The sequence below is a fragment of the Winogradskya humida genome (assembly GCF_016862215.1).
Lineage (GTDB): Bacteria > Actinomycetota > Actinomycetes > Mycobacteriales > Micromonosporaceae > Actinoplanes > Actinoplanes humidus.
In genome coordinates this window covers 1-21,462 of the sequence record NZ_BOMN01000011.1, presented here as the reverse complement: position 1 = coordinate 21,462, position 21,462 = coordinate 1, and the positions used below count along the sequence as shown (strand labels likewise).

Annotated in this window: 23 protein-coding genes; 14 read left to right on the top strand and 9 right to left on the bottom strand. The window is 68.9% G+C overall.

Features of this window, described 5'->3' with window-relative positions:
- Positions 1 to 116: 116 nt before the first annotated feature.
- Positions 117 to 434 carry a type II toxin-antitoxin system PemK/MazF family toxin gene (locus Ahu01nite_RS51760; RefSeq protein ID WP_344571694.1) on the bottom strand — a complete coding sequence of 106 codons (318 nt, stop codon included), beginning with the start codon at positions 432 to 434 and terminating at the stop codon, positions 117 to 119.
- A 453-nt stretch (positions 435 to 887) separates the two neighbouring features.
- Between Ahu01nite_RS51760 and Ahu01nite_RS03880 the strand changes: the two genes are divergently transcribed.
- The gene (locus tag Ahu01nite_RS03880; protein ID WP_203834979.1) at positions 888 to 1,229 is read left to right on the top strand and encodes a hypothetical protein; all 342 of its coding nucleotides are present in this window, start codon (positions 888 to 890) and stop codon (positions 1,227 to 1,229) included.
- Here the strand turns inward: Ahu01nite_RS03880 and Ahu01nite_RS03875 are convergent.
- From Ahu01nite_RS03875 to Ahu01nite_RS03865, 3 genes are all read right to left on the bottom strand, one after another.
- Positions 1,226 to 1,774, bottom strand: a complete 549-nt coding sequence (locus Ahu01nite_RS03875) for a dihydrofolate reductase family protein (protein WP_203834978.1) — start codon at positions 1,772 to 1,774, stop codon at positions 1,226 to 1,228. The two genes, Ahu01nite_RS03880 and Ahu01nite_RS03875, sit on opposite strands and share 4 nt — an antisense overlap.
- 286 nt (positions 1,775 to 2,060) lie before the next feature.
- Positions 2,061 to 2,669, bottom strand: a complete 609-nt coding sequence (locus Ahu01nite_RS03870) for a hypothetical protein (protein WP_203834977.1) — start codon at positions 2,667 to 2,669, stop codon at positions 2,061 to 2,063.
- A gap of 202 nt (positions 2,670 to 2,871) precedes the next feature.
- A complete protein-coding gene (locus tag Ahu01nite_RS03865; protein ID WP_203834976.1) occupies positions 2,872 to 3,489 on the bottom strand; it encodes a maleylpyruvate isomerase family mycothiol-dependent enzyme in 618 nt (205 codons plus the stop codon).
- A 250-nt stretch (positions 3,490 to 3,739) separates the two neighbouring features.
- Between Ahu01nite_RS03865 and Ahu01nite_RS03860 the strand changes: the two genes are divergently transcribed.
- From Ahu01nite_RS03860 to Ahu01nite_RS03850, 3 genes are all read left to right on the top strand, one after another.
- Positions 3,740 to 4,939 carry an MFS transporter gene (locus Ahu01nite_RS03860; protein WP_203834975.1) on the top strand — a complete coding sequence of 400 codons (1,200 nt, stop codon included), beginning with the start codon at positions 3,740 to 3,742 and terminating at the stop codon, positions 4,937 to 4,939.
- A 793-nt stretch (positions 4,940 to 5,732) separates the two neighbouring features.
- Entirely contained in the window at positions 5,733 to 6,560 is an 828-nt protein-coding gene (locus Ahu01nite_RS03855; protein WP_203834974.1) for a TIGR02569 family protein, read from the top strand.
- Positions 6,561 to 6,570: 10 nt separating this feature from the next.
- A complete protein-coding gene (locus Ahu01nite_RS03850) occupies positions 6,571 to 7,089 on the top strand; it encodes a GNAT family N-acetyltransferase (RefSeq protein WP_203834973.1) in 519 nt (172 codons plus the stop codon).
- Between the two features lie 124 nt (positions 7,090 to 7,213).
- Here Ahu01nite_RS03850 and Ahu01nite_RS03845 read toward each other — a convergent pair whose 3' ends face one another.
- A complete protein-coding gene (locus Ahu01nite_RS03845) occupies positions 7,214 to 7,849 on the bottom strand; it encodes a hypothetical protein (RefSeq protein WP_203834972.1) in 636 nt (211 codons plus the stop codon).
- A gap of 343 nt (positions 7,850 to 8,192) precedes the next feature.
- Here Ahu01nite_RS03845 and Ahu01nite_RS03840 point away from each other — a divergent pair, with 343 nt between their 5' ends.
- Positions 8,193 to 9,056 carry a hypothetical protein gene (locus Ahu01nite_RS03840; RefSeq protein ID WP_203834971.1) on the top strand — a complete coding sequence of 288 codons (864 nt, stop codon included), beginning with the start codon at positions 8,193 to 8,195 and terminating at the stop codon, positions 9,054 to 9,056.
- Positions 9,057 to 9,203: 147 nt separating this feature from the next.
- Here Ahu01nite_RS03840 and Ahu01nite_RS03835 read toward each other — a convergent pair whose 3' ends face one another.
- The gene (locus Ahu01nite_RS03835; RefSeq protein ID WP_203834970.1) at positions 9,204 to 10,136 is read right to left on the bottom strand and encodes an NAD(P)/FAD-dependent oxidoreductase; all 933 of its coding nucleotides are present in this window, start codon (positions 10,134 to 10,136) and stop codon (positions 9,204 to 9,206) included.
- Between the two features lie 150 nt (positions 10,137 to 10,286).
- Here Ahu01nite_RS03835 and Ahu01nite_RS03830 point away from each other — a divergent pair, with 150 nt between their 5' ends.
- The gene (locus tag Ahu01nite_RS03830; RefSeq protein WP_203834969.1) at positions 10,287 to 10,721 is read left to right on the top strand and encodes a hypothetical protein; all 435 of its coding nucleotides are present in this window, start codon (positions 10,287 to 10,289) and stop codon (positions 10,719 to 10,721) included.
- Here the strand turns inward: Ahu01nite_RS03830 and Ahu01nite_RS03825 are convergent.
- Together Ahu01nite_RS03825 and Ahu01nite_RS03820 are read right to left on the bottom strand one after the other, a co-directional pair.
- Entirely contained in the window at positions 10,712 to 11,239 is a 528-nt protein-coding gene (locus Ahu01nite_RS03825) for a GNAT family N-acetyltransferase (protein ID WP_203834968.1), read from the bottom strand. The genes Ahu01nite_RS03830 and Ahu01nite_RS03825 overlap by 10 nt on opposite strands.
- 370 nt (positions 11,240 to 11,609) lie before the next feature.
- Entirely contained in the window at positions 11,610 to 12,284 is a 675-nt protein-coding gene (locus Ahu01nite_RS03820; RefSeq protein WP_203834967.1) for a bifunctional DNA primase/polymerase, read from the bottom strand.
- Between the two features lie 245 nt (positions 12,285 to 12,529).
- Between Ahu01nite_RS03820 and Ahu01nite_RS03815 the strand changes: the two genes are divergently transcribed.
- From Ahu01nite_RS03815 to mctP, 8 genes are all read left to right on the top strand, one after another.
- Positions 12,530 to 13,759, top strand: coding sequence for a helix-turn-helix domain-containing protein (locus Ahu01nite_RS03815; protein WP_203834966.1), 1,230 nt, complete (start codon positions 12,530 to 12,532; stop codon positions 13,757 to 13,759).
- A gap of 13 nt (positions 13,760 to 13,772) precedes the next feature.
- Positions 13,773 to 14,345: a flavoprotein gene (locus Ahu01nite_RS03810; RefSeq protein ID WP_203834965.1), complete on the top strand. Its 573-nt coding sequence runs from the start codon at positions 13,773 to 13,775 to the stop codon at positions 14,343 to 14,345.
- 21 nt (positions 14,346 to 14,366) lie between these two features.
- Complete coding sequence (locus tag Ahu01nite_RS03805; protein WP_203834964.1) at positions 14,367 to 15,224, top strand: Nif3-like dinuclear metal center hexameric protein; 858 nt, start codon at positions 14,367 to 14,369, stop codon at positions 15,222 to 15,224.
- On the top strand, positions 15,221 to 15,955 hold the full coding sequence (locus Ahu01nite_RS03800) for a zinc ribbon domain-containing protein (protein ID WP_203834963.1): 735 nt from the start codon (positions 15,221 to 15,223) through the stop codon (positions 15,953 to 15,955). The genes Ahu01nite_RS03805 and Ahu01nite_RS03800 overlap by 4 nt, the downstream gene beginning before the upstream one ends.
- Positions 15,956 to 15,960: 5 nt before the next feature.
- Complete coding sequence (locus Ahu01nite_RS03795; protein WP_203834981.1) at positions 15,961 to 17,064, top strand: bifunctional RNase H/acid phosphatase; 1,104 nt, start codon at positions 15,961 to 15,963, stop codon at positions 17,062 to 17,064.
- An 84-nt stretch (positions 17,065 to 17,148) separates the two neighbouring features.
- On the top strand, positions 17,149 to 18,447 hold the full coding sequence (locus Ahu01nite_RS03790; protein ID WP_203834962.1) for a glycoside hydrolase family 18 protein: 1,299 nt from the start codon (positions 17,149 to 17,151) through the stop codon (positions 18,445 to 18,447).
- A gap of 187 nt (positions 18,448 to 18,634) precedes the next feature.
- The gene (locus Ahu01nite_RS03785) at positions 18,635 to 18,901 is read left to right on the top strand and encodes a DUF3311 domain-containing protein (RefSeq protein WP_203834961.1); all 267 of its coding nucleotides are present in this window, start codon (positions 18,635 to 18,637) and stop codon (positions 18,899 to 18,901) included.
- Entirely contained in the window at positions 18,894 to 20,540 is a 1,647-nt protein-coding gene (gene mctP / locus Ahu01nite_RS03780) for a monocarboxylate uptake permease MctP (RefSeq protein ID WP_203834960.1), read from the top strand. The genes Ahu01nite_RS03785 and mctP overlap by 8 nt, the downstream gene beginning before the upstream one ends.
- A 91-nt stretch (positions 20,541 to 20,631) precedes the next feature.
- Here the strand turns inward: mctP and Ahu01nite_RS03775 are convergent, their stop codons facing one another.
- On the bottom strand, positions 20,632 to 21,090 hold the full coding sequence (locus Ahu01nite_RS03775) for a MarR family winged helix-turn-helix transcriptional regulator (protein ID WP_203834959.1): 459 nt from the start codon (positions 21,088 to 21,090) through the stop codon (positions 20,632 to 20,634).
- Positions 21,091 to 21,462 lie beyond the last annotated feature (372 nt).

The window sequence follows — 21,462 nt, the reverse complement described above, 5'->3', positions numbered from 1 at the left end:
GATTGGTCGCGCTGCGTTGGGGTGGTCGCGCTGCGTTGGGGCTGGGTGGTCTTCGCTTCGCTCGAACGGCGTTGGGTCGGGCGCGTTCTCGTCTGCAGGCCTGGGATTCTGGCTTATTAGGGCAGGTCCAGGAATTCTCGGAATTGGGCTTCCACGATGTTCATTGTGTCGTGGGAGACAAAGCCGTGGTTGTCGCGGATGGCGCTGTGGTCAAGGATCTGGACAATGCTGTGGATCCGGACGAATGCTCCGCTCAGGGGGTCGAGTGGGCTGAGGCGGACTGCCAGCTGGTTTGGGTGCGGGACGTCCTGCACGACGGTGAGGGCCCATACGGCCAATTTCTCGACGGCGTTGTATTCGTCGTTGCTGATGATCAGGACACGGTGTTGACTACTGCCGCGCAGCAGCGTCCAGATCTGACCGCGGTTTACCACTGAGCGTCCCGGAGTGCGATGTCGTTGCTGCTCTCGATCAGGGTGGCGTCTGCGCCGGCTTGATCCGCAGTGCGCTGCCGTAGGTATTCCCCGTAGGCCACGGCGGCACTGCGTTGGCGTGCGCGCCGAGCCTCGGGGGTACTTGGCGGACAGCTTCGGTCACGGCGGCGGAGGCGTTGCCCTGGGCTTGTAAGAAAGCGGCTACGTCGCCGGGAACGCTGATGCTCAGCTTGACGGTCATACTTTTGTGCTACCAAGCGAAGCCGATCAACGTAGGTCGTCGTCGTCGCCGCTGCTCCGGCCGGTGCCAGCGTTCGCCGCACCGCAGTGGTCTCAATTTCGGTCTCAGTCGACACCGTCCTTGAAGATGAAGGGTCTCTCGTGGCCGGTGGATATTTGGCGGACGTGGGGTGGGGGTTCTGGGAGACTCGCGCGGTGGATGGGGATCTGGACGTGCCGGTGTTGACCTTGTGGCGGCCTACCGGGCCGACGGAGCTCGAGCTTGTGCGGGCTACGGGGTGGCGGCGCTGGCCCCCGCGATTGCCGGACCAGCCGATCTTTTATCCAGTTCTCAACGAGGACTACGCCATCAAGATCGCGCGGGACTGGAACGTGCCGGCCTCGGGCGTGGGCTACGTGACCCGGTTCGAGCTGGACGCGGCGTTCGCTGCCCGCTACCCCGTGCGTCAGGCGGGTGGGTCGACGATTCTCGAACTCTGGGTTCCGGCCGAGGAACTCGACGAGTTCAACGATCACATCGTCGGTGAGATCAAGGTCGTCCACGAGTTCCGCTAGCGCACGGCCGGCCGGTATTCGAGCAGCACGATTCGTGAATCCAGCACCTCCGTCCCGGCAAGCTCGAACCCGCCGCGGGCGAACCCGTCGAACGCGAGCTCGCGGCCGTCGTCGCCCACCATCATCGGGAAGACCATCACCCTCAGCCGGTCGACCAGGCCGAGCTCCACGAGCCCCCGCACGAGCGAAAGGCTCCCGATCGTCCGCAGCGGGACATCGGATTCCCGCTTGAGTGCCCCGATCCCGTCGGCGAGATCCCTGACCAGGCGGGTGTTCTGCCAGTCGAGCGGCTCGTGCAACGTACGCGAGACAACGACCTTGGGTGTCTCGTTCGTCCGCACGCTGTTCGTGTCCGTAGCCGTGGCCGAGAGCCCCGCCATGAGTTCATAGGTCACCCGTCCCATCACCAGAACCTGCGGCCGCCCGACCTCCCGCGTGATCCAGGCGTCCAGCTCATCCCCGCCGTACCCGAAATAGGGCCCCACCTCGACCCCGCGGGCGAACCCGTCGATCGACACGAACAAGTCAGCGATCAGCTCAGCCATATCTCCTCCATCCACCCGGAACAGAGCCGCAACCTATCGCCCGACCCGGCCCGCAGCGCCTCGATACTCCACAGACCACCCACCGTGAGTACGCCGGCAGCGCCGGCACATCACTCACCGCGGCGGTCATCCCGGCCAGGTGTCGACTACCAGCTGCCAGGCGTCCACCTGCATAGCGTCCAGCTGCATAGCGTCCGGGTGCATAGCGTCCGGGTGCATAGCGTCCGGGTGCAGGGCGTCCAGGTGCAGGGCCGACCGGCACACCCAGCCGGCCCTGCACGTCTTGTCAGTTGGCCCCGGCCGTTACCTCCAACTCCTGCCCGGCAGACTCGTCCCGTTCCGGTAGCGCGTCTCCGTCGCGAGTGGTCTCCCCGTCGGGAGGGGCTTCCCTCTCCCGGCGGCCGTCTCGCTCGCGGTAGACCGAGCCGGTGTCCGACTCGAGCTCGCCCAGGCTTTCCAGCCGGGCCCGGATGCCGCCGCGACTGCGGCCGAACTCCTCCATCAGAGCTCGCTCGGTCGCGCCCTCCCGGAAGAGTGCGAGGAGGCGATCGTCATCCGTGTCGGACCAGCGGGCGCCCCGGTTGGGATAGCGCCTTGGCTTGTCCGTCACCACCGTGGCCTTGGCCTGCTTGCGTTGGACGCGGAGAGCGGCCAGACCGGCCAGGGTCGACGTCAGCGCGTCGGCCACGGCGGGCAGATCGTGCGGTGAGATCCCTCCGCTGATCTGGCTCACCACCTTGCCGTCGGGATCCCAGCCGGCCAGCACGAGGCTGACCTGCTCTTCTCCCGTCCCGGTGGCGGTGATCTGGTAGGTGTGGGCACCGACGGTCAGGTGCCGTTCCAGCATGGTGTGCGGGCGCCGGTCGTGCTCCGACGCGTGCTCGATGTCGTTCATGCAGCGACCGTATGGCGCCCCACCGACAGTTTTTCCCGGGCGTGTCCGACTCCCCGGCGTGTCCTGTCAGACACCTGACGAAGGCCGCCGAAGGGCTGCAAAAGTCTTCACGCCGAGCCACAATGGACGGGCGGCAAGACACGATGATCCGCCCAGGCGCCCCAGATCTGCGGGAAGCACCAGATCGCCGGAGCGCGCGAGATCACTTGACGCGGCTGCTGAGGATTCGCACGCCGGGGCCGTCCAGTTCGGAAAGCACCGCACGTCTGCCACACATGGCCATGAGCAGCGCCTCTGCCGGCCCCGCGACCAACGGACCCGTCCCGGAGAACCAGTTGAGATCAGAAGCCTCGAATCGCAGCCCCGCCAGGCGACGCCTCGGCGCGAAACCGAACGCCTTCCCACTGACCATGAACTCCAGCGACACCTTCAACCGGTCGAGCAGCAGACCATGAGGCAGACCGAGCGGGCGTCGCATGTCCTGGCCGTGCACCTGCAGATCGGTCAGCTGCCCCGGATATCCCACCACCGGCGGCTTGAAGTCGTTGTAGGCGTTGTCGCGCAGCGCCTGCGCGAGTTCGGCCACTGGGCGATCCGCCGTCTGCACCGCCACGCGCGAGTTCCATTTGTGCAGGTTGAACCCGCTCGACACGAGCAGACGCAGGTCCGGTTTGCCCAGCGCGGCAAGCAGATGCCCGGCAACCTCCTGCACGGTCCAGTCACCGCAGAGGCTGGCTGCGCGGAGCTGATCCGGCTGCAGCGAATCGAGCAGATCGGCGATACGGCGACGCTCGTCGGCGATTGCGGCACGGATGTCCATCCGCGGAAGGCTAGCGACAACCCATCACGTCAAGAGCCCCAAACCCAACGACATGCAAAAGATCACCAACCTTTGGTGTACGCACACAGCGCCCTCGCCGTACCCGTCTGCACCGGAGCCGGCGGCGTTCAGCGACTCCCCGAGCTGTCACCAGGAAGCACCGCGTCGCCGCCCACCGCCCGCGCGCTCGTCTTTCACCGACCTGTCCGCCGGTCTGTACAGACCCGATCCCAACGGCGAGAGTCGATGGATGGCCGATGCGACCGCAACCCTGTGGCGCAACCGGGAGTTCAACCTGCTCTGGGTCAGCCAGTCCCTCTCCGACATCGGCACGGCGGTCTCCGGCCTGGCAGTCCCGCTGCTCATCCTCGCGCTGACCCAGTCGCCCGTCCGTGCGGGCCTGGTGGGCACGATTGGACTGGTCGTGACGGTGTTGGCGCGCCTGCCCGCCGGAGTGCTCGCCGACCGGTTCGACCGGCGCCGGATCATGCTGGTCTGCGACGCGGTGCGGCTGGTCGCCTATCTGGTCCTCGGCTTCGCGGTGCTCCGCCACCAGGCGTCATTCGCGCTCGTGGTCGCGGTGGTCGTGGTGGCATCGGCGGGAAACGCCTTCTTCGGTACGGCGGAGCACTCATCGCTGCGCACGATCGTCCCGTCCGTGCAGCTACCGACGGCGGTAGCGCGCAACGAGGCGCGGGCATACGGCACCACGCTCGCGGGACCGCCGCTGGGTGGCTTGCTATTCGGAGTGGCGCACGCGCTGCCGTTCTTCGGCGACGCCATCACGTTCCTCGCGTCGATGGTCGGCGTCCTGATGGTCCGCCGTCCCCTGCAGGAGGACCGCGAAGCCGAAACCTCCGGCCACCTGACAGCACTCGCGGAGGGCTTCAGCTTCGTGGTCGGCAACCCGTTCCTGCGCACGATCGTGCTGGTCGTCGCCCCGCTGAACCTAGCCCTGCACGGCATCATCTTCACCATCATCGTGACGATGCAGGCCCACCACAAAGCCCCCGCCATCATCGGCACCGTCGAAACCGTCATCGGCATCGGCGGCCTCCTCGGCGCCGTCCTCGCCCCAGCCCTGCACCGCCGCCTGGCTTTACCTGCCCTGATCCGAGCGGTCTGCTGGACAGCGGCCCTCCTGATGTCAGTCAGCGCCCTGGTGACCGACAGCGTCGCAGCAGCAGTCCCCCTAGGCCTGGCAGTCCTCCTCGGCCCAGCAACCAACGCCGCCCTCTTCGGCCACCAAGCCGCAATAACCCCCGACCGCCTCCAAGGCCGAGTAGTCAGCGTCATCATCGTCCTGGCCACCTCAATAGCCGCCGCAGCCCCCCTCCTAGCAGGCGTCCTCATCACCGCCCTAGGCCCCGCCACCACCGTCCTGACCTTCGCCTCCCTAGTCATCTGCGCAGCAATAGCTGCCTCAACCACCGCCGCCCTACGCCCCTGACATCACCCAGCCCGGCCCTGCCTGGCCCTGCCTGGCCCTGCCTGGCCCTGCCCGGCCTGGCCTGGCCCTGCCCGGCCCTGCCCTGCCCTGCCACGCTCGACCCGCCCGGGTGAGGTCCGGGACCACTCGTGTCTGGCCCGGCCCAGCGCGGCCTTGCTACGCCTGGTCCGGCTAGACCGCGCCCAACCTGGCCCCTTTCGCCCTGTTCCCGCTCGGGTCGGCCATGCCCGCCTCAACCTGGCCTCAACCCGGCTTGGCTCGGCCCTGCTCGGCTCGGCCGCGCTTGGTCTGGCTCGCTTTGTCTGGCCTGGCCTGGCCAGGCCTGGCTTGGTTCGGTTTGGCCGTGCTCGGGCTTAGTTCGGGCTTGATCCGGCCCGCTCCGACCCGGCCCGCTCCGATGCAGGCCCGGCCCGGCCCGGCCCGGCCCGGCCCGGCCCGGCCTGCTCTGCCCCGCCCCGCTCTGCCCCGCCCCGCTCTGCCCCGCCCCGCTCCGACCCGCTCTGCCCCGCTCCGCCCCGCCCCGCTCCGCCCCGCTCCGCCCCGCCCCGCTCCGCCCCGCTCCGCCCCGACCCGACCCGCTCCGACCCGGTCCGACTGTCTCGGCTCGGTTTGATCGCCCCGCCCCGGCTCGGCTTGCCGCGGCTCGGCTTGCCAGCCCCGCCCCGCCCCGGCCGGGCTTGGCGGGGCTGGCTCAGCTTGGCCGGCATGACCGAGCCGTTTGGTTTGGATCGGCTTTGTGTTGGCTGGTTCTTAATGCGTTGGGGAGGTGGGGACGGTGGGTTCCAATAGAGCAATGAGTGAAGATCTTGGGCCTTCCAGAGCGGTGCTGCGGGCGTTCGGGGCTGTGGGGGAGCCTGTTCGGCTAGTTGGAGGGAAGGGCGGTACGTGGCGGGTGGGGGATGTTGTTGTGAAGCCTTCCGAGGGGGATGAGGAAGTTCGGTGGCGGGCTGGGGTGCTGGCTGGGTTGCCGGAGTCGTCGGAGTTTCGTGTTGCGCGGCCGGTGCGGGCGGCTGACGGTGATTGGGTGGCGGAGGGGTGGGAGGCGACCAGGGTTGTGGCGGGGGAGCCTGATCAGCGGCGGGTTGAGGAGGTTGTCCGGGCTGGGGAGGCGTTCCATGCGGCGGTGGCCGGAGTTGCTCGGCCGTCCTTTTTGGATAGGCGGTGGAATCCGTGGGGGAACGGGGAGTGGCTGGCCTGGGAACCCGTCGACTCGGTTGGGCACGGAATGAAAACGGTTGTCCGGCGGCCTAGTGTTTTGCTGGATGAGTTGCTGGCGGTTCGGGTGCCGGTGGTGATGGTGGAGCAGATTGTGCATGCGGATCTGCTGGGGAATGTTCTTTTTGCTGAGGGGTTGCCGCCGGCGATTATCGACTGGGCTGCTTACTGGCGGCCGGCGGCTTGGGCGTCGGCTGTTGCTGTTGTTGATGCGATGGTGTGGCACGGGTTTGATTTCGGGCTGGCCCGGCGGTGGGCGGATGTGCCCGGCTGGGGGCAGTTGCTGGTTCGGGCCGCGATATTTCGGCTGGCCACGTGGGGTGCTGCGGGGTGGTCCGCGGAGCCGCAGGAGGCGTACGGGCCGGTGACCCGGGACGTTGTCGAGTTTGTCAGGGGTGGCGGTTAGGGTCGCTGGTGTGGCAGAGATCCGGCTTGAAGCGATGACCGAAGTTCAATACGCGCAGTATCGCGAGTCCGCCGAGGAGGGATACGCGAAGCAGGTCACTGAGTCCGGGGACATGTCGTGGGAGGACGCTGTCGAGAAGGCCTCGCGGGACTATGCGCGGATTTTGCCCCACGGCATGCAGACCGATGATCAGCACTTCTTTCAGGCCTACGTCGGCGATGACGCGGTGGGCATGATCTGGTACAGCATCACCCCGGGGGCTGGCGGGGCGAAGGCATGGATCTATGACTTCGAGGTGGGTGAGCGCTTCCAGCGGCGCGGCTACGGGCGGGCGATCATGCGGGCGGGTGAGGAGTTCTGCCGGTCGCGGGGGGTGGCTTCGATCGGGCTCAACGTGTTCGGGGGAAATGGCGGGGCCCGGGCGCTGTACGAGCAGGAGGGCTACGAGACCACCGCGATTCAGATGCGCAAACACCTGGGTGGGCCGGATCCCGCGGCCGGCGCGGCCCCGGCCGAGGAGAGCCTGTGACCGGCAGCCGCCGGTGAGGTAAGCGCCCGAGCCGGTCAGGTAAGCGCCTGAGCCGGTGAGGTAAGCGCCTGAGCCGGTGAGGCAAGCGGGCCCCAGGGCGGGGAGGACAGTGGCGGTGCGGTCGTCAGGGGCGGAGCCGGTCGAGGCCGAGGGCGTCGGTGACCAGGTTGAAGAGGTCGTTCTCCCGCAGGGCCGGGTCCACGTCGATCACGCGGAGATTCAGGCTGCGGGCTTCGGTGCGGAGTTGCTCGGTGAACATCTTGTCGCGGGCGAGCAGGTTCGCCAGGGCCTTCTCGGGGTTTGAGGTGCGGCCTGCTATCTGCCAGGTGGAGCCGCGGCTGGTGAAGGCGGCGCGGCGGAAGTCGGGGGTGGGTAGGAGCCAGACCGCGTGGTGGGGTGCCGGGAGCAGGGGTTTGACCAGGTGGGGGAGTAGGCGGAAGCCCTCGGCCAGAACCGGTGGCTGCGCGGGGAGAGCCTCGAGGTCTTCGGTGATCAGCGGGAAGGCCTCGCCGCGGTACCAGTGGAATGTCTCGAGCATGGTTTCCGGGGTGCGGTTGAGCCAGCGGTCGTCCATGTCCATCGCCATGAAGTCGTGCAGCCGTGGAGCCTCGGTGGGACTGCTGCGGGTGGCGTGGTCGGTCATTACGTCATCGGTGGCGTAGGGGTGGAGTCCGAACGAGTGGGCGATGCGGCGGGCGATGGTTGATTTGCCTGCGCCGGAGCCGCCGCCGATCCAGTAGACGTGCTGCAAGGTGACCACGCAGACAGTTTGATGCACCCGCGCTGCACCCTGGGCTGTCTCAGGTCGGGGCGTGGCCGCCCGATTCTTCAGGCATCTGCGGACGGCTCCGCAGGTGAGCGGGCCCGGCTGTAAACCCCCTCGGCGGTCGGGCCCGCTCAGCTCCCGTCACCAAGTCGAGGCGAGACCAGTCGAGGCGAGACCAGTCGAAGTGAGACCAGTCGAAGTGCGACCAGTCGAGGCGAGACCAGTCGAAGTGCGACCAGTCGAAGTGCGACCAGTCGAGGCGAGACCAGTCGAAGTGCGACCAGTCGAAGTGCGACCAGACGAGGCGAGACCAGACGAGACCGGAAGGGGCGTGGCCGTGACCGCTCCCCGGGATCGTGAGCTTTACATCGGTGCTGATCACGAGAAGACCGTCGTCTCCGCGTACCCGTTGAAGATGCGGACCGGGCGCGCCCGGCGTTACCGATTCGGGTCTGTGACCGAGGTCGTGCCGCGCACGCCGAGTGGGCGTAGCCGGGAGCAGCGGATCAAGGTCTCTTCCGAGCTGGCGCTGGTGCTGCTGGTGGTTTGTGCGGTGCTGACGCTTGTTGATGTGCCGTGGCTGGTTGCGGCTTCCGGGTCGCTCGCGCTGGTTGCTTTTGTCACGGCACGGCAGGCGCGCGCGGCCAAGGTCGGCACGCTGGCGCTACCGCGGGAAGAGGGCGCGTTCGTTCTGCATGCGGAGCAGGAGCGCGCGGCTTTCGGCCGTGCGGTGGCAAGTGCTCGACGGGTACGCAGGACTTGGCCCGCCCTGCGCCACATGGTCGACGCCGCCGAGGCGGACCGGAGCCTGACCGCCGCGTTGGGTGAGCTCGCGGCGACCCTGTCCCGACGGCAGCAGATTCGCCGGCTCCGGGACGAGCTCTACGACGCCGCCGGGCACGGACTGCCGGGGGAGAGCCCGGCCGCGATGGCCCTCGCCGAGCAGCGGACCCGCGTCGAGGAGCTGTGGCAGGTCAGTGGCGCGGACGCCAACCGGATCCTGGCGAGCATCCACGCCGCCGCCGTGGCCGGCGAAAACCTCATCCACGAGCAGCGCGTCCACGAGACCGCCCGGGAGGCGGAGCTGGCGATCTCCCGCCTCACCGCCACGGGTACGCCCACCACGAACGCAGGCCCCGAACTCGCCGAACGCACCGCCGCCGTGATCGCCGCCTACCGCGAACTAGCCGCAGCCAACTGAACCATGCCCCACCATGCCGCCAACTAAGCGCGCCCGACAAAGCCGCGCCCGACAAAGCGCCCAACCGAGCCGCGCCCGACAAAGCCGCGCCCGACAAAGCGCCCAACCGAGCCGCGCCCGACAAAGCCGCCGACTGGCCGCCGCCGCTTACTGAGCCTGTTCGGAAGGGGGCGAAAAGGCGGCTACGGCGGCAGCGGTGTCCTCGGTGATCAGGTCCATGTTCAGGGCGGCGGCGACCATGAGGCCGGCGGCGGCTGCGCTGACCACCTGGGCCATCTGGTCGGTGACGTTGCCGGCTACCCAGACGCCGGGGACGGCGGTGCGGCCGGTGGGGTCGGCGGGGACGCTGCTGCCGAAGTCGTTGGGTTCCGCGGCGAGGCCGAGTGATGCGAGCGGTTCGGCGTTGGCGAGGAACCGGGGTGCCACGACGAGGGCGTCCCGGCGTACCAGTGTGCCGTCGCTGAGGCGTACCCCGGAAAGGGCGGGACCGTTGCTCACGACCTCGACCACCTTGTCCGTCACGATCGTGACCCCGCGGGCCCGCAGGGGCAGCAGTGCGGCCTCGTCCGCCTCGGCGGTGTGCTGGAAGAACGTGATGTCGTCGCTCCACTGGCGCCACATCATGGCCTGGTGCAGCGACATCGGTGAGGTGCCGATGATGCCGATGGCCCGGCCGCGGACCTCGTAGCCGTGGCAGTACGGGCAGTGGATCACGCCGTGGCCCCACTGCTCGCGCAGCCCGGGGATCTCCGGCAGTTCGTCGGTGAGCCCGGTGGTGACGAGCAGCCGGCGTCCCTCGAAGGTGCGCCCGTCGGAAAGCGTGACGGAACGGGGGGTCGCGGAGGCGACCGTGCCCGAAATGACCGAGCCGCCGTAACGGGTCACCTCCGCGTGGGCCTGGGCGCGGAACTCGGCGGGCGGGATGTTGTCGCGGGTCAGGAAGTTGTGGATGCCGTCGGCGGGGGCGTTGCGGGGGTGTCCGGCGTCCACCAGGAGCACCGAGCGCAGGGCCCGGCCGAGGGCGACGGCGGCGCTGGCTCCGGCGGGGCCGCCGCCGATCACGATCACGTCGTAGGTCATGTCCCTACGGTGGCGCGGTGGAGTGCGTACCGCAAAGAAGTTTGCTGAATTGGCAAGGCCCTACTAATAGTAGTCGGACAACTACTCAGGATCACCGAGCGGGGGCCGATCAACAAGTCCGTGCCTGCCCCCGCGGAAAGGGTCTCGACTATGCGCCGTCAGCGTCGCCGTTACATCACCCCGATTGCCGTTCTGGCCGGGCTCTTCGGCCTCGGTGCCGCCTCCGCGAACGCGGCCGGCCGGGTGACCGCCGCGGATGGTGAGTCCGCGGCCGTGGCGCAGGCGGCTGCCGCGCCGAGCGATCCCAGCATGAAGCTGATCGCCTCGTACTCCGGGGACACCGAGTTCAACGGGCCCCGGATCACCGTGCCGAACAGCGACTACGAGGCCATCGTCAGCTACAAGTGCGACGACGACGGGTTCCTGTACGTGTCGTGGAACGGCACGCCGTACAGCTACGAGGAGGCGCACTCGTCCGCGGGCAAGGGCACGGTCGTCCTCGCCGGGAGGGAGGGCGGGTCGAAGGGGTATTTCGCCATCGACACGTGGCTGGGGTGCTCGTGGTCGTTGAAGGTCTACTCCTGAACGAGGTCCTTCGCGTACCAGTGGTCGGCGTAGAGCAGATCCCGGTGGGGCGGGATCTCCCGGAAGCCGATCGCGGCGTAGAGCGCCCGGGCCTCGACGAGGTCCGAGCGGGTGTCCAGACGCAGGGTACGCAGGCCGCGGTCGAGAGCGGCGTCCTCGACCGCGGCCAGTAGCCGCCGTCCGAGCCCGCGCCGCCGCGCCGACGGGTGCACGTACACCTTGGTGACCTCGCCGACGAACGGCTCCGCGAGCCGCAGCCCGACGCACCCGACCGGCGCGCCGTCCGAGCCGTCCGAGCCGTCCGAGCCGTCCGAGCCGTCCGAGCCGTCCGAGCCGTCCGAGCCCACGGGTACGTCGAACGCCACCAGCAGCACGTCCGGATCATCGTCCGAAGCCGCGTCGACCTCCGCCGCCGTCGCGGGGCGCTCGTGGTAGCGCTCCACCATCTCGGTCAGGTACAACCGCACGATCGTGGTGGCGGCGGGGCTCCCGGCAGGTGTCTCTTTGATGACAAGCACGCGCCGGATCGTGCCAAATTCCGGCCCGGTTCAGCGAGCGGGTTTCGGCCGCAGCGTCTTGGGTGGCCGTGAACCCGCAGGCCGCGAACCGATAGGGCGACTACCCAACGGGCGTGTGCCTGCGTAGCGTGACGAGTTGTTCACCCAAAAGAGTGACTCGACTACCGCAAAGTAGCCCAATAGCTTGTCTCGTGACATGTCTTCCCCCGGTCAGACCCGAATACCGCCCGCTACCAGCCTCAACGATCCGGCGGCCGGTGGGTGGCCCATGTCCTTTTTTGCCCCCTGGGGCGACAGGCCGGCGGCTCCCCGCGGCGACAGGCCGGCGGCTCCCCGTGGCGACAGGCCGGCGGCTCCCCGTGGCGACAGATCACGCGGCTCTTCGGGAGGTGGACATCTGGCGGGGCACGGTCACCGTGGTGGGTCTGAGAGGGCGCTTGCCCATCCCGTCGAGCACCGCGACCAGCATGGCCTGCACGGCGGCGGAAGGGGGCAGCTGCCAGCCGCGCTGCTGCGGGTGGACGGCCCAGCGGACCGGGCCCTCGGGCGTACGGCTGGGAGCTGCCGGAACCCACGAGCCGGTCGTGTGGTGCAGGACGTCGAGACAGGCCGACAGTTCGGGACGCAGGGGCTCGTCCGGGCGTACGAAGAACATCCATCGTCCCGAGGGGGTGACCGCGACCGGACCGCCCGGATCTCCCCGATCCGGGCCGATCACCCCGGCATGCAGCCGGATCGCACCGAGAACGCGCAGGCCGACGGCCGCGGGCACCTCGAGCACGTCGAAGGCGCCACCGGTCGCCAGCAGCACGGTGCAGGGCCGGTGCCGCCACCAGCTCGCCACCAGGGCTGCGTCGGTGCCTGCTTGCTTCTCCCAGGACTCGATCGCGGGGTGGCACCCCGCGATCCGGCAGCCCGCGCGACCACAACTGAACCGTTCACCGTCCAGGTACGCGCCGGGTATGACCGCCCAGCCGTGCGCCGCGTACCGCAGCGCCGCTCTGCGCAGCCGGATCCGGTCGAAGAGGCTGTTGCTCCACTGCATGATCGGTTTACCCCCGAGTTGGAACTCGCCGCCGCTATACCAGGCGGGGCTGCCGTTACCTACTTCGACACGCGTCGTTGGTTGAGGCAGATCACCCTTTGCAAGTTGCATGAGAAAATACGAGCCACGGTGAGCAGCCGATCACACAACCTGTGCGACCAGCACGGACGAGTGAGGTCCACACTGCACCTGAAACACCGTGTTGCTCGCCGGCGGGGGACGCCGGATGAGTTTGGGGAGGCACCGTGGACGAGCTGCCGATCGGCCGCCGAGTCGCCTACTGGCGCGGCCGTCGCAAAATGTCCCAACAGGTCTTCGCGGACAGGTTGGGCAAATCCAAGAGCTGGGTCGACAAGGTGGAACGAGGCGTCCGCCGGCTCGACAAGTTCTCCGTCGTCTACGAGATCGCGGACGTTCTCGCCATCGACGTGACGCTGCTGCTGGGCAAGGACGTGGAACGACGTCCGGACACGCCCAACTGCATCGATCAGGTCGAGGTCGAGGAGATCCGCGCCGCGCTCGAGCGCTACGACCAGATGAGTGCGTTCTTCCATCCCATCCCGCAGGCACCACCGCTGACGGAGATGCGCAAGGCCGTCAGTCACGCCTGGCTGACATACCAGCACGCGAAGTACGGCGTGCTGGCCCGCAAGCTTCCGCAGCTGCTCCGGGACGCGCAGGCCGCCGACAGCGCCCACGCGGGCGGTGACGAGGCACGCGACGCCGCGCACCTGCTCGGGCAGGTCTACCAGATCGCGTCGTCGGCGCTGCGCAAGGTCGGCGAGCACGAGCTGTCCTGGCTGGCCGCGGACCGCTCGATCGCGGTCTCGCAGCGGGCCGGTGACCAGCTGCTCGCCGGGATGGCCAGCCACCGGGTCGGCATGGCGCTGCTCTCGCTCGGCCGGGTCCGCTCGGCGCTCGAGGTCAACGTCAACATCGCCAACCGGATCGCGCCGACCACCCCGGAGGCGGCCACCCCGGAGCGGTTGTCCGTCTACGGGTTGCTGCTGCTCACCGGGGCGATGGCGGCTGCCCGGATCGGCGACAGCGCCACCGTGCGTGACCTGGTCAGCGGTGCCGAGCAGGCAGCCGGCGCGCTGGGCGGGGACTTCAACTACTACTGGACGTCCTTCGGGCCGACCAACGTGGAGCTGCACCGGGCCGCGGCCGCGGTCGAGCTCGGCGACGGCGGCAAGGCGATCGAGACGCACAACGCGATCAACCAGAGCTGTTTCCAGGCGATGCTCCCGGAACGTCGCGCACATCACTTCCTGGACATCGCACGTGGTTACACGCAGCTGGGCGACGTGGAGATGGCGAGCGAGATGCTGCTGGAGGGCGACCGGCTCGCCCCGGCGGAGATCCGCTGCCGGCCACTGGCCCACGAGGTCATCTCCGACGTGCTGAGACGCACCCGGGGCACCCCGCCGGCCCCCATCGCGGAGCTGGCCGAGCAGATGGGAGTCGGCGTATGAGGTGGGTTCTGCCGTGAGATCCGGCGTTCTGTACATCCTGGTCTGCGGCTCACCGATCGCCCGGGACGTGGGGTTGCTCGTCGACCTGGCCCAGCGTGACGGCTGGGAGGTCTGCGTGATCACCACGCCGGACGGCCGCAAGTTCGTCGACACCGCGGCGCTGCGTGCCCAGACGGGGCACGTCGTCCGCAGCTACTACAAGAATCCGGGCGACCACGACGTGTTACCGCCCGCCGACGCGATGATCGTGGCGCCCGCGACGGTGAACACCGTCAACAAGTGGGCCGCCGGGATCACCGACACCCTGGTCCTCGGCCTGCTGGTGGAGGGGTACGGCTTCGGCATCCCCACCGTCGTCATGCCGTACACGAACAAGGTCATGGCGATGCATCCTTCCCTGCACGACAGCATCGCCAAGCTGCGCAGCTGGGGTGTGCAGGTGCTGCACGGTGACGACGTCGTCCGGCTGGGCGGACCCGGACAGAACGACCGTTTCCGGAGCCAATTCCCCTGGCGGCGTGCGCTCCAGGCCCTGCAGACCCACTTCCAGGCCGCAGACCGAGTCGAGCCAGGGGCCCGTTCCTGAACCTGGGTAGAGTTGGCGGCCGTGACCGATACCGCCGTTGCCCCGCCCACCGTCCGTGAGGTGGTGGCCGCCCTCGACGCCCGATACCCGAGGGCCTGGGCCGAGCAGTGGGACAGGGTGGGCCCCGTCCTGGGTGACTTCGATCGCCCGGTCCGCACCGTGCTGTGCGTCGTCGACTGCGTGCCTGAGACCGTCGAGGAGGCGGTCGAGGCCGGCGCGGACCTGATCGTCGCCCACCACCCGCTCCTGCTCAAGGGCGTCTCGTCGGTCGCGCCGGACACGTTCAAGGGCCGGATCGTGCACCGCCTGATCAAGGCGGACGTCGCGCTCTACGTCGCGCACACCAACGCCGACGTCGCCAACCCGGGTGTCTCGGACGCTCTGGCGGCCCGGCTCGGCCTGGTGCTGACCCGCCCGCTCGTCCCCTCGGAGGACGGGCGCGGCATCGGGCGGGTGGGAGAGCTGGCCGAGCCGCTCACCCTCGCCGAGCTGACGGCCTTCGTGGCAGATCAACTACCCTCAACCGCAGCGGGTGTACGCGCGGCAGGTGACCCTGACCGCGTCATCCGCACGCTCGCCGTCAGCGGCGGCTCCGGCGACTCCTTCCTGCGCGACGCCGCAGCGGCGGGCGCCGACGCTTATCTCTGCGCTGACCTGCGCCATCACCCGGCGAGCGAGCATCTCGCCGCCGGCGGCCCGGCCCTGCTCGACGTCGCCCACTGGGCGAGCGAGCGGCCGTGGCTGGACGAGGTCGCGGACTGGCTGCGTACCCAGCTCGGGGTCACCGCGCTCGTCTCCGACCTCGACACCGACCCCTGGACCGTGCACTCGCTCAGCCGTGAACCCTCGGCAAGCTCAGCTAAGGAGAACCACCCGTGAAGGCCGCCCCGGACGCCCAGCGCCGCCTGCTCGACCTGCAGGCCGTCGACACCGCGCTCAACCAGCTCGCGCACCGCCGCAAGTCCCTCCCGGAGCTGTCCGAGATCGAGACCGTCTCGCGGGAGATCTCCGCGCTCGAGGACGAGCGGGTCCGTGCCCAGGTCGCCGTCGACGACCTGGACCGCGACATCACCCGCTTCGAGAAGGACATCGACCAGGTCCGCACCCGCAAGAACCGCGACCAGGCCCGGCTCAACGCCGGCGGCGCGCTGCGCGAGATCGAGGGCCTGCAGCACGAGCTGGCCACGCTCAACCGGCGCCAGTCCGAGCTCGAGGACGCGGAGCTCGAGTTGATGGAGAAGCGCGAGGGCGCCGAGCAGACCCTCAACGAGATCAAGAAGCGGATCGCCGGCTCGATCGAACGGCGCGCCGCGGCCGAGGCCCGGCGTGACGAGGTCACCGCCGAGATCACCAAGGAGCAGGAGTTCAAGACCCAGTCGCGGGCCCCGCTCGCCGCTGACCTGCCTCAGGACCTCGTCCAGCTCTACGACAAGATCCGCGCGGACACCGGTCTCGGCGCGGCCCTGGTGCGCGCCGGCCGCTGCGGCGGCTGCCGGATCGAGCTGTACGGCGCCGACCTGAACCGGGTCAAGGGCGCCCCGGCCGACGAGGTGGTGCGCTGCGAGGAGTGCCGCCGGATCATGATCCGTACGCAGGAGTCGGGCCTGTGACCGACCTGCGCGTCGCGGTCGAGGCGGACGGCGGGTCGCGGGGCAACCCCGGCCCGGCCGGTTACGGCGCCGTCGTCCTCGACGCCACCACCGGCGACGTGCTGCTCGAGCGGTACGCGTCGCTCGGCACCACCACGAACAACGTCGCGGAGTACTCCGGGCTGATCGCGGGCCTGCGCGCCGCCGCCGAGCTGGGCGCCACCCGGGTCGACGTCCGGATGGACTCCAAGCTCGTCGTCGAGCAGATGTCCGGCCGCTGGCAGATCAAGAACCCCGGCCTGCGCCCACTCGCCGCCGAGGCCGCGACGCTGGTCGCCGGCTTCACCGCGGTCACGTTCGACTGGATCCCGCGGGAGAAGAACAAGCTCGCGGACGCCCTGGCCAACCGCGCGATGGACGAGGCCGCAGGCAAGCCCGTCTCGGACATCTCGCTGCCTGCGTCCTCCGCCACCCCCGCTGCTCCCCGCAGCTGGGCCCCGCCGTCGCTGGACAAGGCCACCCGGCTGATCCTGGTCCGGCACGGCGAGACCGCGCTGACCAAGCAGGGCCGTTACTCCGGGCGCGGTGACGTGCCGCTCTCCGACGAGGGCGAGGCCCAGGCCATGGCCGCGGCCGGGCGGGTGGCCGGCATCAGCCGCGACGTCGCAGCCGTCGTCTCCTCACCCCTGCAGAGGTGTACGCGCACCGCTGAGCACATTTCCGCGCAGCTCGGCAACGTCCCCGTGACGGTGATGCCGGAGCTGATCGAATGCGACTTCGGCGACTGGGAGGGCCTGTCGTTCGCCGAGGTCCGCGAGCGCTGGCCCGCCGAGATGGACCGCTGGCTCGACTCGACCAGCGTCGCGCCCCCCGGCGGCGAGTCGTTCCAGGCGGTGGCGAAGCGGGTGCGGGGCGCGCTGGCGACGCTGCAGTCCGCGTACCCCTCGTCCGCAATTGTTGTGGTCTCGCACGTCTCACCGATCAAGCTGATCCTGCGCGACGCGCTCGCCGCCGGCGATGCGTTCCTGCACCGGCTGTTCCTCGACGCGGCCGGAGTCTCCACGATGGACATGTGGCCCGACGGCGGCATCGCGGTGCGCTCGGTCAACGAGACGGCGCACCTTCGATAGACCGATGTCTTGACCCTCCCGGGTGCGGACGTTTAGCTTCCTCAGGCAGGAAACTTTACTAAATGCTCCGCCCCTGGAGGGCTCATGCATGGGTTCATCGGCCGCGGCCTCGCCGCCGCTGCGACTGTCCTGATCGGTATCACCGCCGCACCCGGGATCGCTCACGCGTCATCCGGCTCTCCGGCCAAGCATTCCTACGTCAAGGTCGGCTACTTCACCCAGTGGGGCATCTACGGCCGAGACTTCCCCGTGGCCAAGGTGGACAAATCCGGCGCCGCCGCCGGCCTGACCCATCTCAACTACGCGTTCGGCCCGGTCACCGCCGCCGGCGTCTGCGACTCGGCCGACCCGTGGGCCGACTGGCAGGTCCCGTTCGCCGCCGACCACAGCGTCGACGGCGTGGCCGACACCGCGGACCAGCCGATCGCCGGCAACCTCCACCAGCTCGCCGAGCTCAAGGCCAAGCACCCCGGCCTGCGGGTGCTGATGTCGCTGGGCGGGTGGAGCGGCTCCGCGTACTTCTCGGACGCTGCCCTCACCGACGCCTCCCGCAAGAAACTCGTCTCGTCCTGCGTCGACCTGTGGCTCAAGGGCAACCTGCCGGGCGTGGCCGCCGGTGCCGCGAGCGGCATCTTCGACGGCATCGACCTCGACTGGGAGTGGCCGGGCTCCGCGGGCAACGACGGCAACATCATCCGGCCCGAGGACAGGACCAACTTCACCCTGCTCGCCGCGGAGTTCCGCAAGCAGCTCGACGCCCTCGGCCGCGGCACCCGTAAGCACTACGACCTGACCGCGTTCCTCCCGGCCGCCCCGGCGAAGATCGACGCCGGTTTCGAGGCCCGCAAGATCTTCAAATACCTCGATTTCGGTACGGTGCAGGGCTACGACTTCCACGGGTCGTGGGAGGCCGTCACCAACCAGCAGTCAGCGTTGCGGGTCCCGGCGGGCGCTCCCGACAACCCGGACTTCTCCATCGAGGTCGCGATCAACACCTGGCGTTCGCGCGGGGCGCCGTCCGACCATCTGGTGCTCGGCATCCCCTACTACGGCCAGGGCTGGACCTCTACCGGTGGTCTCTTCGCTCCCGGCACCGGTGGCGCGCCCGGCACGTTCGCGGTCGGGACCGAGGACTACAAGGTGCTCAAGACGCTGCCCGCTGCGGGGTTCACGGTGCATCGCGACTGGCGGGCCGGGCACTCGTGGATCTCGGACGGCACCACGTTCTGGACGTACGACGATCCCGCGCAGATCCTGCAGAAGACGGCGTACATCCGGAGCCAGGGACTCGGCGGGGCGATGATGTGGTCGCTCGACGGGGATGACGAGAAGGCGTCGCTCACGCGTACGGTGGCGGCTGGTCTCTGGGGCCCTCGCTTCTGAGGTCTTCCCGTTTCTGAGGTCTTGGCTTCTTGGCTTGTTGGCGAGGCGGTGTGCCGTTCGGCGCACCGCTTTTGCCGTTCGGCGCAGCCCGATCTCCGCTACGACTCGCGTGGGAAACGTCTCGGTAACCTCCGGCCGATGGCCGTGATTACCCCGGTGACATTTCCGGCCAACGGGAGGTATCGCCATGACAGAGCCGAGATCGGTGCCACGCAGTGACCGCAGCCCCTGGAACTGGCTGCTCATAATCCCCATCGCGGTGCCGTTGCTGACGCCGCTCTACAACATGGACTCCCCGCGGCTGTGGGGCTTTCCCGCGTTCTACTGGCTGCAGTTCGCGTTCATCCTCATCGGCGTCACCACCACGTCGATCGTCTACCAGATGACCCACCGCCGCGCTGGTTCCCCGTCCCCGGCTGCTTCCACTTCCCCCTCGGAGGCCGGCGATGAGTGACCACATTGTCGAGATCGTCGTCTTCTCGATCCTGTTCCTGCTGGTCAGCGGCATGGGGTTCGTGGCGGCCAAGTGGCGCGCGCCCAAGGACATGGCCCACCTGGACGAATGGGGGCTGGGCGGCCGCAGCTTCGGCGGCTGGATCACCTGGTTCCTCGTCGGTGGCGACCTCTACACCGCGTACACGTTCGTGGCGGTCCCCGCGCTGATCTTCGGGGCGGGCGCGGCCGGGTTCTTCGCCGTCCCGTACACGATCATCGTCTACCCGATCTTCTTCCTGATCCTCATCCGGCTCTGGTCGGTGTCACACCGGCACGGCTTCGTCACGCCCGCCGACTTCGTCCGGACCCGCTTCGGCTCGCCGACCCTCGCGCTGCTCGTCGCGATCACCGGCATCGTGGCGACCATGCCGTACATCGCGCTCCAGCTCGTCGGCATCGAAGCCGTGCTCAAGACCATGGGCGTCACCGGGGACAGCGCCCTCGCCCGGCACGCACCGATCATCGTGGCGTTCGCGATCCTGGCGGCGTACACGTATCAGTCGGGGCTGCGCGCGCCCGCGCTGATCGCCTTCGTCAAGGACACCCTGATCTACATCGTGATCATCGTCGCGGTGCTGTACCTGCCGTACAAGCTCGGCGGCTGGGGCACGATCTTCGACGACGCCTCCGCGAAGTTCGCCGCCAGCCCGGCGCCCGGCGACGGCATCACCCTCAACACCAACAACCAGCTCCAATACATCACGCTGGCCCTGGGCTCCGCGCTCGCGCTGTTCCTGTACCCGCACAGCATCACCGGGGTGCTCGCCAGCAAGAGCCGCAACGTGATCAAAAGGAACATGTCGGCGCTACCCGCGTACAGTTTCCTGCTGGGGTTGATCGCTCTTCTGGGTTATATGGCCATCTCAGCCGGAGTGAAGCCACTGCCCGGCGCCAAAGCGGGCAGTGTCGACAGCAACACCGTCGTGCCGCTGCTTTTCGACCAGCAATTCCCGTCCTGGTTCGCGGGTGTCGCCTTCGCCGCCATCGGCATCGGCGCCCTCGTCCCGGCCGCCATCATGTCGATCGCCGCTGCCAACCTGTTCACCCGCAACATCTACAAGGAATACTTCCGCCGCGACGCCACCCCCGCCCAGGAAGCAACCGTCTCCAAAATCGCGTCGCTCGTCGTCAAGGTCGGCGCGGTCGCGTTCATCATCTTCCTCGACCCGCAGTTCTCCATCGACCTGCAACTCATCGGCGGCATCATCATCCTGCAGACCGCACCGTCCGTCGGCCTGGGACTGTTCACCCGCTGGTTCCACCGCGGCGGCCTGATGGCGGGCTGGGTCGCGGGAATGGGTCTCGGCATGTGGATGCTCTACAGCATCCCGAACGCCGCCACGGGCCGTAAGCACTTCGGCGGCTCGGCGTTCCCGCTGTCCGACTTCGGCTTCGACACACCCCGGACCATCTACGTCGGCTTCATCGCCGTCCTGGTCAACCTCGTCGTAGCGGTCATCGCCACCCTGATCCTGCGAGCCCTCAAAACCCCGGACGGCGTCGACGGCACCCGGCTCGACGACTACTTCGCCGACGAAGGCGACCCCCGCCTCGAAAACGCCCGCACCACACCGGACGCCGTCGGCTCCTCAACCTGACCCGCTGCCACATGGTGAAGCGGCCCCGGATTTCCTCTCCGGGGCCGCTTCATGGGGGCCGCTTTATCGGGGCCGCCTTATTGGGGCCGCTTTATTGGGGGCCACGTCCCTTGATGTAGCTGTCCATGTCACGGGTGAAGCGCTCCAGCACCGTGGCCAGATCCCTGCGCTCCTGCCCCGTCCAATCCTTGAGCACGACGTCATACAACTCCCGGCGCGCCTTACTGACGGCCTCCACCTGCGCGAGCCCCTCCGCGGTGGCAGCGATAACCGTGCCCCGCCCATCATCGGGATCGGCACTCCGCTCCACCAGCGCATCCCGATGCATAGCCCCGACCTGCCGCGTCACCGTCGACCCGTCAAGATTGAGCCGATGGGCGACAGCCGAGATGTTCTGCGGCCCCGACTCCTTCAGCAACCGCAAAATCACATAGGCCGCCCGGTCCAGGGCCCGATGCGGTCGCGGCGAACTCCGCCGGGTGGCCTCGCCGAGCCGGATCAGCATCGCGACCTGGGTCTCAATGCTCCCGAGCGCCAATTCGTCGTCCATGAGCGGTAATCGTAGGTGTCGCTTCCTGAAAGTTAGCTGCGAATCCACCAGCTTTCACTTTCCCCACCCGGCAATGCCCTCCCCCCACCCTGGGGTCTGCCGTGCCCGGCCTTCTCCGCTCAGCCCGTCCGCCTCGCCCACTCCGGCTGCCCGGTCACTCTGCGCGTCCTCTGTCTGCGTGGCCTTTCTATGCGTGGCCTCTCTATCCGGACACGCTGCCGGGCCTCTCAGACAGGCCTTCCTGCCTGGTCTCTGCGCCGGGCCCTCTTGCTGGACCGTTCTGCCCGGGCTCTGCCCGGGCTCTGCCCGGGCTCTGCCCGGGCTCTGCCCGGGCTCTGCCCGGGCTCTGCCCGGGCTCTGCCCGGGCTCTGC

Coding starts and splice junctions, on each gene's coding strand:
- Ahu01nite_RS03865 (WP_203834976.1), bottom strand. CDS start 3,489: ATGGACATCCGTGCCGCAATCGCCGACGAGCGTCGCCGTATCGCCGAT.
- Ahu01nite_RS03830 (WP_203834969.1), top strand. CDS start 10,287: ATGCGCCGTCAGCGTCGCCGTTACATCACCCCGATTGCCGTTCTGGCC.
- Ahu01nite_RS03855 (WP_203834974.1), top strand. CDS start 5,733: ATGAGTGAAGATCTTGGGCCTTCCAGAGCGGTGCTGCGGGCGTTCGGG.
- Ahu01nite_RS03785 (WP_203834961.1), top strand. CDS start 18,635: ATGACAGAGCCGAGATCGGTGCCACGCAGTGACCGCAGCCCCTGGAAC.
- Ahu01nite_RS03835 (WP_203834970.1), bottom strand. CDS start 10,136: ATGACCTACGACGTGATCGTGATCGGCGGCGGCCCCGCCGGAGCCAGC.
- mctP (WP_203834960.1), top strand. CDS start 18,894: ATGAGTGACCACATTGTCGAGATCGTCGTCTTCTCGATCCTGTTCCTG.
- Ahu01nite_RS03860 (WP_203834975.1), top strand. CDS start 3,740: ATGGCCGATGCGACCGCAACCCTGTGGCGCAACCGGGAGTTCAACCTG.
- Ahu01nite_RS03875 (WP_203834978.1), bottom strand. CDS start 1,774: ATGGCTGAGCTGATCGCTGACTTGTTCGTGTCGATCGACGGGTTCGCC.
- Ahu01nite_RS03790 (WP_203834962.1), top strand. CDS start 17,149: ATGCATGGGTTCATCGGCCGCGGCCTCGCCGCCGCTGCGACTGTCCTG.
- Ahu01nite_RS03775 (WP_203834959.1), bottom strand. CDS start 21,090: ATGGACGACGAATTGGCGCTCGGGAGCATTGAGACCCAGGTCGCGATG.
- Ahu01nite_RS03820 (WP_203834967.1), bottom strand. CDS start 12,284: ATGCAGTGGAGCAACAGCCTCTTCGACCGGATCCGGCTGCGCAGAGCG.
- Ahu01nite_RS03870 (WP_203834977.1), bottom strand. CDS start 2,669: ATGAACGACATCGAGCACGCGTCGGAGCACGACCGGCGCCCGCACACC.